Source organism: Deinococcus sp. (genome assembly GCF_018260555.1).
Taxonomy (GTDB): domain Bacteria; phylum Deinococcota; class Deinococci; order Deinococcales; family Deinococcaceae; genus Deinococcus.
In genome coordinates this window covers 4,335-15,090 of record NZ_JAGLBB010000067.1, presented here as the reverse complement: position 1 = coordinate 15,090, position 10,756 = coordinate 4,335, and the positions used below count along the sequence as shown (strand labels likewise).

The window sequence follows — 10,756 nt, the reverse complement described above, 5'->3', positions numbered from 1 at the left end:
TCTTCGCCTGTCATGCTTCCCGCCTCGCTTGAGGCTCAGAAAAGATACAGGCCACCAGCCCATCTGTCAACTCCCCCTGGCTGCGGCGCGCTTCATGTTCGGCGGGCCGGGACTCGTGCCGGGGTATCCCACACGTGTGGGACGCACAAACCAGGCATCCGCCCTCAAGGGAGCCCGGCTGCGGTGGAAGGGCTGTAGCGACCACACTTGCCTCGCCTCCTGAACGCGGCCTGTGCAGGACGCCCTACCGGGCGCGCCCGTTCACGGCACATACTGGGGGCATGTTCAAAATCGAAGCTGCCGAACTGATCGTTGCCCGTCTTCCCCTGAAGTTCCGCTTCGAGACGAGTTTCGGCGTACAGACCGACAAGGTCGTGCCGCTGCTGGTCCTGCACGGTGATGGTGTGCAGGGCGTGTCCGAGGGCACCATGGAACGCGCTCCCATGTACCGCGAGGAGACCATCACGGGGGCGCTGGCGCTGCTGCGCGACGTGTTCCTGCCCCGCGTGCTCGGCCAGAGCTTCGCGAACCCCGAGGCTCTGAACGACGCGCTGGGCTCCTTCCGGGGCAACCGCATGGCGCGCGCCATGGTGGAGATGGCGGCCTGGGACCTGTGGGCGCGGCAGCTGGACGTGCCGCTGGGCACCCTGCTGGGCGGCCGCAGGGACCACGTGGAGGTCGGTGTGAGCCTGGGCATCCAGCCGGACGAGGCCGCCACCGTGGACGTGGTGCGCCGCCACGTCGAACAGGGGTACCGGCGCATCAAGCTGAAGATCCGGCCCGGGTGGGACGTGCAGCCTGTCCGCGCGACCCGCGAGGCCTTCCCGGACATCCGCCTGACCGTGGACGCCAACAGCGCCTACACCCTGGCCGACGCCACCCGCCTGCGCGCCCTGGACGCCTTCGACCTGACGTACATAGAGCAGCCGCTCGCCTGGGACGACCTGATCGACCACGCCGAGCTGCAACGTCAGCTGAGCACCCCGCTGTGCCTGGACGAGAGCGTGACCAGCGCCCAGGACGCCCGCAAGGGACTGACCATCCGGGCGGGTGGCGTGATCAACGTGAAAGTGGCCCGCGTGGGCGGGCACGCCGAGGCGCGGCGCGTGCATGACGTGGCACAGGCCTTCGGCGCGCCCGTATGGTGCGGCGGAATGCTGGAAAGCGGAATCGGGCGGGCGCACAACATTCACCTGTCCACCCTGCCGAACTTCACGCTCCCCGGCGATACCAGCAGTGCCAGCCGCTACTGGAACACCGACCTGATCAACGAGCCCCTGGAAGCCCAGGGCGGCCTGATGCCCGTTCCGGCCGGCGCGGGAACCGGCGTGACCCTGAACCGCGCCTTCCTGGCCAGCGTGACCGAACTGCGTGAGGAGAGGCGCCCCTGATGGCCGCTGCGCACGGCGACCCGCCGGGAACAGGCACATGGCAGACCGGCGCGGGCCTGATCGCCCGACCTTTCGTGATCCGGGAGGTCACGGACCCCTGGGCGTTCCGGGCGCTAGAGCACGTACAGGCGAGCGCCTGGGGGTACGCGGACCGGGAATTGCTGCCCGGCACCATGTTGCGCATCAGCGCCGTGACGGGCGGGATCGTGCTGGGTGCGTACCCGGCCCTGCCTCCCAGCGACCCGGCCAGTCTACGGCCCGTGGGGCTGGCGTTCGGGTTCCCGGCGCTGCGGGGGACGGAGATCTGGCATCACTCGCACCTGCTGGCGGTGGATCCGGCGTGGCGGGGGACCGGCATGGCCGTGGCGCTGAAACTCGCGCAGCGTGAGCGGGCGCTGGCGCAGGGCCTGACCCGCATGACCTGGACGTTCGATCCGCTGGTCTCGCGCAACGCCCGGCTGAACCTGGGGAAACTGGGCGCGGTCGCCAGAACGTACCTGCCGGACTGGTACGCCCTGGAAGATGACCGCACCCGGGCGTTCCCTGCTGACCGCCTGATGGTCGAGTGGGACCTGACCCGGCCACACGCCGAGCGTCCCGCCCCGCCCCCACACGAGCAGGTGGCTCTGGAGGCCCTGGACGATACCCAGTGGCCTGGCCCGGCGCGGCTGTCCCTGGCGGGGGCGCGGGTGCTGGTCGAGGTTCCGACCCGCCCGGAAGGCCTGGACCTGGAGGTGCGGCGGGCGTGGCGAAACGCGCTGCGCGAGGGGCTGGGCACGTACCTGTCACGCGGGTACGAGGTGACGGATCTGGCACGCGCCGGGCACCGGGCGTACTACGTGCTGACGCAGGGCCCGGGCGACACCCACCGGGACGCGGTCAGCAGCGAAGCCGGTTGAGCGTGTATGCAAAAGGGGAAGCGCCTGATACGCACTCGGGTGGATCGGCTTGCAACAACCGGTTCATCCGGGCGGAGGCGGGTGAAAGCAGTGCGGACTCCGTCTGAGGACCGCGCTGTGGGGGGCAGCGGGCCTGTGCCCTTGGTGGGGTGACCCAGCTGGGCTGGCCGAAGGGCTGGCGCCATCACCTCCCCCCGTGTTATGTTATTTACATAAGAGCCGGTGAACCGGTCCTTCCCGCCTCCCCCACCCCACAAGGAGCCCCCATGCTGCACATCGAATTCACCACCGACCTGGGCGCGCGCGTCACTGTCGATGTCGAAAACCCCGCCCAACTGCTGGACACCCAACGCCAGTACGGCCGACTCGGCTGGACCAGCGGCGACGTTCCCAGCGGCGGCTACCAGTTCCCTCTGGAAAACGAGGCGGACTTCGACTGGACCCTGATCGGCGCGCGCCGCTGGACCAGCCCCGACGGCGAGGAACTCGTCATTCACCGCGGACACGCCTACCGCCGCCGTGAACTGGAAGCCGTGGACAGCCGCAAGATGAAACTCCCGGCCGCCGTGAAGTACTCACGCGGCGCGAAAAGCACTGACCCCGAACATGTCCGTGAGAAATCCGACGGTGAATTCGAGTACGTGACACTGGCCATCTTCCGGGGCGGCAAACGCCAGGACCGCTACGCCACACCCCGCCAGACCGCCCAGGGCGCGCAGCCCACCCAGGCCAGCCGCCCCGCCCCGCAGGCAGCCACGCGGCCCGCGCCCCGCCCCGCCCCTGTCACCCGCACCGACGACGAAACACCGTTCTGAAGGTCAGCCTCTGCCGCAGCCCATTCAACCCGGAGCCGGTATCAGACGGACTCCGATTGAATGGGCTGCAAAGCCCGTTCAATCCGAGCGGATGCGAGCAGGAGAGAAACGGGTTCCGGACGTGGAGCTGGCAATCCGGTGAAGTTCCGGATTGTCGGCGAAACAAACGGAATCCGTATCAGAGGGACGGCGCTCCATGCCGCGAAGGGGCGTCTGCTGTTCCTACTCGCGTCCGCTCGGATTGATTCAGAACCGCCGCGAGTCAATCGGAGTCCGGATCAGGCGTCGCGGCCGGCCAGCTGTTCGCGCAGGACGCGGCGCACATCGGCCGGCTGCCAGCCTTCGGGCTTGAGGATCTTGCCGTCGGCGCGCAGCGGGCCGGATACCTTCCCCATATTCGCGCGGTGCACCTCGGCGAAGGCGGCGTCGGCATTCACGCCCAGCCGGTCCAGGGCGCCGTACGTGACGTACAGCAGGTCCACCAGTTCATGTACGAGTGGTGTCAGGTCCTCGGCCGGCACCTGTTCGCCAGCCCTCATCCGGTCGGCGAGCAGGGAGAATTCAGCCTCGACCTCCTGGTATTCCTCCTGGATCAGGGTGCGGCGCAGGGCCAGCAGGGCCTCGTCCGGCACGCTCGGCACCGGGACTGGCTGCTCACCGATGGCGGCGTGAAAGGCCCGCAGGCGCGCGGCGTTCGAGGGGGGCGCGGCGGGCGCGGCGAGGCCACCAGGGACGGACTCGGCCGGAACGGCAGCAGGGTCAGGAACGGACTTCATGGGTTCAGACTACCCAGATTCCGGCGGGCCGGTCAGGGCCGCAGCCGCAGGGAACCCTGGCGCAGCGCCGGGTCGTCCACCCGCACCCCCAGGGACTGCACCCGTCCGTCCGGCCGTACCGAAAGTGTGACGGGCACCGACACGCTCCGCGCCGAGCATGTTCCCGCACGCACGGCGCAGCTGAACAGTTGCCCTTCCACCCTGGCCGGGTACCGACCCGCGCGCGTGCCTGCCGGGGCGGCCAGCGGCCACCGCAGCGGGGTCAGGCGGGCGTAGTAGGCGCGGCGCTCCGGGTCCGGGTGGGGCGTGCCGCTCAGGGTGCCGCGCTGCGCGCCCCAGGGGGTGTGCAGGGTCAGGACGTTCGGGGCGTCCCGGTTAAGCAGAAAGTCCCGCAGGGCGAACGTGACCGTCAGCGTGCCTGCCCCCGGCAAGCCGACAGTCACGCGCGGCGGTGCGGCCGCCTGAACTGGGGGAACGGCGGCGACTGGGACTGCGGCTGGCACCGGGTACACTGCGCCCACCGCTACCGGGCCGCCCAGTGCCGCCCCGGCGCTCAGGCCGCAGCTCAGCACGGCGACCCGTAGCGTGGAGCGTCTCAGGCCAGCAGGCAGGGGCCACAGCGTCATGGGGGCCAGCATAGAGTCCTGCCCGGTTGGGGGGGTAGCCGGGAAACAGAAAGCGCGCGGCCAGGGGGATCGCCCCGCTGGCCGCGCGAACAGGAGTGAAGGTGAGATGATGTCCTGCTGGGGGCGGGTGGTGGGGCTCGAACCCGCCTGCTGCCTGCCGTTGACCCGCTCGCACGCCCGTTGGTGAAGAGGTGGGCGTCTCCCTCTGACCCGGTCGCGTCTGAGGTGTCTGTCCCGTCAGGGACTCCAGCCACGTCCGCGCCCTCACCAGGCCGGATCAGAGTATGCCGCGCGACTGTCAGGACCGCGTTTGCCAGACGTACATCCGGCCTTAAGCAACCGTGCGTACCACACCACATTCAGCGTGACCCAGCTCACGGTGTCTGATACGGATTCCCTGCGTTCGTGGATTACCCGGTCTGGCGGGTTATGCAGACCGTTCAGCCGGAGTTCGTATCATACGGATTCCGTTTCTCTCCCGCTCGCATCCGCTCGGATTGGATGGTCTTTGCAGCCCATTCAATCGGAGTCGGTATCACAAACGCTAGCCGGGCCAGTCCCACGCGGACCTGGGTGTCCGGGTACTGCCCGTGATCCCTGTCCCGGGAGCGGGCTCATCGTCTCCAGGGTACGCTGGTCGGGTGCCTGCGCTCCTGAGCCTCCGTCTCCTCCTATTGCCCCTGACCCGCGCCGTGCTGGAACGCCGCGTGGAGCGCGCCGGGTTCTCCCTGCCGCTGCCCACCCCCGACGGCGTGCAGGACGTGTACTTCCCGCCGGAATGGCCGGGCGATCTGCGGCCGGTGTTCCCGGCGCTGCTGGCGGACCTGGGCGCCGGGCAGGGCGACGTGGACGGCACGTTCATCGCGGTGCACCGGGGCAACCTGACTGCGCTGGGGCAACTGGGCGTGGTGGGCGGCGTGAACGAGCAGGGCGAGCAGGAGATCAGATACGGCCTGACGCCCGAAGCGCGTGGGCGTGGGTACGCGACCGAGGCGGTCGGGGCGCTGGTGGCGCACCTGCACGCGGGGGGTGTGGTGACCGTGACCGCACAGACGGCGACCTCGAATCCCGCCAGCAGCCGGGTCCTGCAAAAGCTGGGGTTCCGGCTGGTCGGCAGTGGCCACAGCGAAGAAGACGGCCCGCTGAGCCACTGGGCGCACAGCTCATGACCCTGCACCTGAGTCCAGACCCTCCGGCACGGCAGCATCAATATTCACTTGAATACTGCGGGGCGCGCTTGGGTCAGGCAAAGTAAAAATAATGATGCAGCCGCAAGGCATACCCGGCAGCGGCTCTTAAGCTGGGTGGATGAACATCTCTATCCTCGGTATTCCCATGGACCTCGGCGCGGGTCGGCGCGGCGTGGACATGGGCCCCAGCGCCCTGCGGAACGCCCACCTGAGCCGCGCGCTACGCGACCTGGGCCACACCGTGACGGACCTGGGGGACGTGCGCGTGGCGCTGCCCGAAAGCATCGACAAGCACGAGGAGGGCGGACTGGTGTTCCTGGACCCGATCCTGGACGCCTGCCGCGCCGCCGCACAGCAGGTTGCCGCGCTGCCGGAGGGCACCTTTCCGCTTACCCTGGGCGGCGACCATAGCGTCAGCATGGGCACCGTGACCGGCAACGCCCTGCGCGGCCATCCCACCGGCGAACGCATGGGCCTGATCTGGGTGGACGCCCACACGGACTACAACACCCCGCACAGCAGCCCCAGCGGGAACATTCACGGCATGCCCGTCGCGGCGCTGACCGGCCGGGGCGACCCGCACCTGACCAGCCTGGGCGGCAACTGGCACGTGCGGCCCGAGGACATCGTCATGATCGGCATCCGCAGCGTGGACACCTCCGAGCGGGACCTGCTGCGTGAGGCGGGCGTGAAAGCCTACACCATGAAAGACGTCGATCAGCTGGGCATGACCCGAATTCATGAGAAAACCATGGAGCGCCTGGGGGGGCTGAGCCGCGTGCACGTGTCCTTCGACGCGGACGCCCTGGATCCCAGCGTCTGCCCTGGCGTGGGTACGCCCGTGCCCGGCGGCCTGACCTACCGCGAGGGCCACCTGCTGATGGAACTGCTGAGCGAATCGGGCCGCGTGACCAGCATGGACATCGTGGAAGTCAACCCCATCCTCGACACCCGGAACCAGACGGCCGAAGTCATGGTCGGCATGGCCGCCAGCCTGCTGGGACAGCGCATCCTCTGATAGGAACTCCGATTGAAGGGGCTGCCAAGACCCTTCAACCGGAGTCCGTGTTACACGTCGTCGCTGTCGGCGTTGAGGTCGGCCAGGTCTGCGCCGACCGGTCTGGCCGTCGCCTGCGGGCGCACGAACCGCATGTAGTCGAGCCAGGGGGGCGTGTGCCCCAGTTGACGGATCATCAGGGCGATCTGCGCGGTGTGGCGCACCTCGTGGGTCATGACGTTCCACAGGAGCTGGTCGAGGGTAACGGTGTCGCTGGCGGGATCGTCCTGCACGAGCTTCACGCTGCGGCTCAGGTCGGGTTCGCTGTCCAGGAATGCAGCGGTGCGGCCGCCGACTTCCCGGCTGTACTCCAGAATCCAGTTCAGATCGTACTGCGTGGCCTGTGGGCGCACCCAGTCGTGCGGGTACTGCTGGTGCACGCTGTCCCCGATGACGATGCCGTGCACCCAGTGATCCTCGACGTCCGTCACGTGCAGCAGCAGGTCCTTGATGCTGTGAAACCGGTCACCGCTTTCCATCAGGTCACGGTCGAGGTCGGTGGGCGGCAGGGCGCGCAGAAAATTCCACAGCTGGGCTCGTGCGGCGGACAGGTAAGAATAGTACTCGCGGGCGTTCATAAATGATTCACAGTATACCTGTTCGGGGAAGCTGTTCTGGACACCCGGTCATCTGCGTCGTCCGGGCCGTCCGCGCCGCCGTCCAGCAGGGGTCGCAGGACGCGCCGCACGTCCTGAACAGTCACGACCTGTACGAGATCGTCCCGCAGTTCCGGGAAGTCCGGCAGGTACTGCGGGAGCACCTTGCGCAGGGGGCGCAGCGTCAGGCGGCCCGTGTCGTCGCCGTAGAAGCGCTCCTGCAACTCGGCGTGGCGCAGCGCCGCACGGGCGCGCGTGTACGCGTCCGGCAGGTCGTCCTGACCGGTCACGAGCGCCCGGAAGATCCACGGATTCCCGACCGAGCCGCGCCCGATCATCACGGCCGCCACGCCCATCCGCTGCCTTTCACGGGCCTGGGCGGGCGTCTGGATGTCGCCGCTGCCCACCACGGGCACGCGCACGCTGGCCGCCACGCGCGCAATGGCCTCCCAGTCGGCCTGCCCGGTGTACCGCTGCGCACTGGTGCGGCCGTGCACGGTAATCAGCGCGGCCCCGGCGGCTTCCAGGCCCTGCGCGACTTCCACGCTGCGGTCGTGATCCCACCCGAGGCGGATCTTGGCACTCACGTCCAGCCGGGTGGCCTGCCGCATGGCGCTCACCAGTTCGTACGCCACCTCGGGCGTCTGAAGCAGGCACGCGCCGCCCTTCCCCCGGATCTTGGGCACGGGGCAGCCCATGTTCAGGTCGATGGCGGCCGGCTGGAACCACGCCTCGGCGCGGGCGACCGCTCCGGCCAGCACGTCGCTCTCGGCGCCGAAAAGCTGCACGACGCGCTCCTGCTCACCGGGGTACGGGCGGCCCAGGTTCAGTTTCTCGGTGTCGCCGCCACCCATCAGGCCGCGCGCACTGATCATCTCGCTGACGGTCCACAGGGCGCCCTGCTCGGCCGCGAGCTGCCGCATGGGCGCGTCGCTGTACCCGGCCATGGGAGCCAGGACGGCGCCGGGCCGGGCCAGTCGGGCGGCGTAAAAGCCGGGGGCGGGGGTGAAGGCGGTCATCCCGGCAGGGTAGCGCACCCTCTTGCCCCGCCGGGTGAACTGCCGCTGAATCTCCCCAGCGGCGGCATTCACCGGCCCCAGGAACGGCCGGGTTAGACTGTCAGTCAGTCCGGCACCCATTCCCTCGCTCCACTCGCCCACCCTGCCGGCTGGGAGGCTTTACCTTGAACGTTACGCCGCTGGCGCTGCATCACGCGCCGCTGCTTCACAGTCTGTACACGTCCGCCCCCGGTTACTTCGACCTGATCAGTGCGCGTGTGCCGTCCCTCGGTGAGGTGCAGCGGGACGTGGAAATCGCCCTGCTGGACCCCCGGCGGTCCCTGCAACTCGTGCATGACGATCACGGCGACCTGATCGGCAGTCTGGACTGCAAACGCGACTACCCGGAAACGGGCGACCTGACCATCAACCTGCTTCTAATCCGCGAGGACCGGCAGTCCCAGGGCCTGGGTGAACAGGTCGTGCAGCACCTGGAATCGCACGCCCCGCCCGGCACCACGCGCATCCTGGCCAGCGTGGTGGGCGACAACCCGCGCGGCGCGCACTTCTGGGAGCGGCTGGGCTACTCCTTTACCCTGGACGCCGGCCCGGTCATGAGCTGGTACACCAAGCCTCTGAACCACGACTCGCCGACCGACACCGACGCGCCCCTGACCGTCGCCAGCGACTGACCGGGACCCCCGTGAACAGGGCTGCAAAGGCCCTTCAGTCGGGGTCCGTCTGAAACAGAACGCAGTGGGCCGGGCGGGCTCCCTCTGGGGACCTGCCCGGCCCGCGCGCACGCCGTACACTCTGGGCGTGATCGTCAAGTACGGTGGGAATGCCATGAAAAGCCTGGAGTTGCGGCGCGCGGTCGCGGCCGAGATTGCCGCGCTGCGCGCCGAGTACCCGGTCGTGGTCGTGCACGGGGGCGGCCCGGTCATCGAGCGGGAACTCGCGGCGCGCGGCGTCGCAAGTGAATTTCGCGGCGGGCTGCGCGTGACCACGCCGCAGGCGATGGACGTGGTCGAGATGGCCCTGTGCCAGCTGAACAAGCAGCTCAGCCAGGATGTGGGCAGCGCCGTGGGCCTGATGGGCCGCGACAGTGACCTGCTGCGCGCCGAGCTGCTGGACCCAGACCTGGGCCGGGTGGGCCGCGTGACGAGCGTGAACGCCGGGCTGCTGCGAACGCTGCTGGGGGCCGGTATCACGCCCGTGCTGGGCTGCGTGGCAGTCGGCCCGGACGGCGAGGCCCTGAACGTGAACGCCGACACCGCCGCCGGGGCCGTGGCGGGCGCCCTGAACGACGGCATCGTGTTCCTGACCGACGTGAACGGCGTGTACCGCGCCTACCCCGACCCGGACAGCCGCGCCGCGACCCTCACCCGCGCCGAGGTCGAGGAGGGCGTTGCGCAGGGCTGGATCGCGGGCGGCATGATTCCCAAGGTGCGCGCGGCGCTCGACGCCCTGAACCGGGGTGCGCCGTTCGCGGTGATCGCCAGCGGCATGCAGGCCGGTGTGCTGGCCGCCGCCGCGCGGGGTGAGGCCGGCACACGCATTACACCCTGAGCCTGTCCTGACACTGCACTCTCACGGCACCCTCACTGCACCTTCGAGAAGATCAGCGTGTCACGCAGGCGCGTGTGGTCGCGGGGGTCCACGTCATCGTTCACGAGGTGAGCGTCGAGCGTGTAACCCAGCGCGGCGGGAATGCGGGCGCTGCGTTCATTCTGCGGATCGCAGCGGATTTCCAGGCGGCGCAGGCGCAGGGTCTTCAGCCCGAGGTCCGTCAGGGCCTGCGCGACCTCGCGGGCGTAACCGAGCCCGGTGTGTGGCGTGGCGATCCAGTACCCGATCTCGCCCCGGGGGATCAGCCAGTTCAGGGCGTGATACCCGCTGCTGCCGATCAGTTCGGTGCCGCTGGCGTTCCAGACGTGGTAGCGCAGGTTCTCGCGCGTGTCGAACCGCTCGGCAGCGGAGCGCAGGTTCTCGCGTGAGGCTTCCTCGGTCATGGGGTGCTGCGCCCAGTGCATCCAGCGCTGCAAAACAGGCAGCGAGGCGTTCACGGCCCCCACCAGTGCGCGGGCGTCGGCCGGGTCGGGGCGGCGCAGCAGCAGGCGGTCGGTGCGCAGTTCGGTAGGAACGGCGTTCAGGGAATCGGCAGTGACCATGCCCGGCAGTGTAGTGGCCGCGCAGCGCAGCGCACCACGGGGATGTGGCCTCACGCAGGCCATCAGCACCTGCCAGGATGCCGCGTCGTACGGCCGCATCTATAGGGGCTACCCTCTGTTTCGCTCGCACCCGCCCCTCCTCCGGCGCAGCGGCTGTTGCAGACCATTCACGCGAGGTCCGTGTTATACGGATTCCGCTCCACTGCGCCGCAGTCGGGAAGACACCGTCTGCAGCTT

At 69.3% G+C, this 10,756-nt stretch carries 12 protein-coding genes; 7 read left to right on the top strand and 5 right to left on the bottom strand.

The features are described 5' to 3' along the window. Nucleotides 1-281 precede the first annotated feature (281 nt). The 3 genes from menC to QZ271_RS11990 all read left to right on the top strand — a co-directional run bounded on the left by menC (nt 282) and on the right by QZ271_RS11990 (nt 3,105). Nucleotides 282-1,391 (top strand): o-succinylbenzoate synthase, encoded by a 1,110-nt coding sequence (menC, locus tag QZ271_RS12000; RefSeq protein WP_291431782.1) that lies wholly within the window; start codon nt 282-284, stop codon nt 1,389-1,391. Next, the gene (locus tag QZ271_RS11995) at nt 1,391-2,290 is read left to right on the top strand and encodes an acyl-CoA acyltransferase (RefSeq protein WP_291431780.1); all 900 of its coding nucleotides are present in this window, start codon (nt 1,391-1,393) and stop codon (nt 2,288-2,290) included. The genes menC and QZ271_RS11995 overlap by 1 nt, the downstream gene beginning before the upstream one ends. 266 nt (nt 2,291-2,556) lie before the next feature. Further along, nucleotides 2,557-3,105, top strand: a complete 549-nt coding sequence (locus QZ271_RS11990) for a single-stranded DNA-binding protein (protein WP_291431779.1) — start codon at nt 2,557-2,559, stop codon at nt 3,103-3,105. A gap of 278 nt (nt 3,106-3,383) precedes the next feature. Here the strand turns inward: QZ271_RS11990 and QZ271_RS11985 are convergent, their stop codons facing one another. Next, nucleotides 3,384-3,881, bottom strand: coding sequence for a hypothetical protein (locus tag QZ271_RS11985; RefSeq protein WP_291431777.1), 498 nt, complete (start codon nt 3,879-3,881; stop codon nt 3,384-3,386). A gap of 32 nt (nt 3,882-3,913) precedes the next feature. Continuing rightward, nucleotides 3,914-4,507, bottom strand: a complete 594-nt coding sequence (locus tag QZ271_RS11980) for a hypothetical protein (RefSeq protein WP_291431776.1) — start codon at nt 4,505-4,507, stop codon at nt 3,914-3,916. 641 nt (nt 4,508-5,148) lie between these two features. Between QZ271_RS11980 and QZ271_RS11975 the strand changes: the two genes are divergently transcribed. Together QZ271_RS11975 and rocF are read left to right on the top strand one after the other, a co-directional pair. Continuing rightward, a complete protein-coding gene (locus QZ271_RS11975) occupies nt 5,149-5,676 on the top strand; it encodes a GNAT family N-acetyltransferase (RefSeq protein ID WP_291431774.1) in 528 nt (175 codons plus the stop codon). A 139-nt stretch (nt 5,677-5,815) separates the two neighbouring features. After that, nucleotides 5,816-6,715, top strand: coding sequence for an arginase (rocF, locus tag QZ271_RS11970; protein WP_291431772.1), 900 nt, complete (start codon nt 5,816-5,818; stop codon nt 6,713-6,715). Between the two features lie 50 nt (nt 6,716-6,765). Here rocF and QZ271_RS11965 read toward each other — a convergent pair whose 3' ends face one another. Then, nucleotides 6,766-7,332 carry a DinB family protein gene (locus tag QZ271_RS11965; RefSeq protein ID WP_291431770.1) on the bottom strand — a complete coding sequence of 189 codons (567 nt, stop codon included), beginning with the start codon at nt 7,330-7,332 and terminating at the stop codon, nt 6,766-6,768. After that, entirely contained in the window at nt 7,329-8,369 is a 1,041-nt protein-coding gene (locus QZ271_RS11960) for a tRNA-dihydrouridine synthase family protein (RefSeq protein WP_291431768.1), read from the bottom strand. Before QZ271_RS11960 ends, QZ271_RS11965 begins: the two co-directional genes overlap by 4 nt. 164 nt (nt 8,370-8,533) lie before the next feature. Between QZ271_RS11960 and QZ271_RS11955 the strand changes: the two genes are divergently transcribed. Beyond that, nucleotides 8,534-9,040: a GNAT family N-acetyltransferase gene (locus QZ271_RS11955; RefSeq protein ID WP_291431767.1), complete on the top strand. Its 507-nt coding sequence runs from the start codon at nt 8,534-8,536 to the stop codon at nt 9,038-9,040. A gap of 127 nt (nt 9,041-9,167) precedes the next feature. Continuing rightward, nucleotides 9,168-9,917 carry an acetylglutamate kinase gene (argB, locus tag QZ271_RS11950; protein ID WP_291431765.1) on the top strand — a complete coding sequence of 250 codons (750 nt, stop codon included), beginning with the start codon at nt 9,168-9,170 and terminating at the stop codon, nt 9,915-9,917. Nucleotides 9,918-9,949: 32 nt separating this feature from the next. On the opposite strand, the gene QZ271_RS11945 is transcribed toward argB, so the two are convergent. Next, nucleotides 9,950-10,519 carry a GNAT family N-acetyltransferase gene (locus QZ271_RS11945; protein ID WP_291431763.1) on the bottom strand — a complete coding sequence of 190 codons (570 nt, stop codon included), beginning with the start codon at nt 10,517-10,519 and terminating at the stop codon, nt 9,950-9,952. Between the last annotated feature and the right edge of the window lie 237 nt (nt 10,520-10,756).

Coding starts and splice junctions, on each gene's coding strand:
- menC (WP_291431782.1), top strand. CDS start 282: ATGTTCAAAATCGAAGCTGCCGAACTGATCGTTGCCCGTCTTCCCCTG.
- QZ271_RS11995 (WP_291431780.1), top strand. CDS start 1,391: ATGGCCGCTGCGCACGGCGACCCGCCGGGAACAGGCACATGGCAGACC.
- QZ271_RS11990 (WP_291431779.1), top strand. CDS start 2,557: ATGCTGCACATCGAATTCACCACCGACCTGGGCGCGCGCGTCACTGTC.
- QZ271_RS11985 (WP_291431777.1), bottom strand. CDS start 3,881: ATGAAGTCCGTTCCTGACCCTGCTGCCGTTCCGGCCGAGTCCGTCCCT.
- QZ271_RS11980 (WP_291431776.1), bottom strand. CDS start 4,507: ATGACGCTGTGGCCCCTGCCTGCTGGCCTGAGACGCTCCACGCTACGG.
- rocF (WP_291431772.1), top strand. CDS start 5,816: ATGAACATCTCTATCCTCGGTATTCCCATGGACCTCGGCGCGGGTCGG.
- QZ271_RS11965 (WP_291431770.1), bottom strand. CDS start 7,332: ATGAACGCCCGCGAGTACTATTCTTACCTGTCCGCCGCACGAGCCCAG.
- QZ271_RS11960 (WP_291431768.1), bottom strand. CDS start 8,369: ATGACCGCCTTCACCCCCGCCCCCGGCTTTTACGCCGCCCGACTGGCC.
- QZ271_RS11945 (WP_291431763.1), bottom strand. CDS start 10,519: ATGGTCACTGCCGATTCCCTGAACGCCGTTCCTACCGAACTGCGCACC.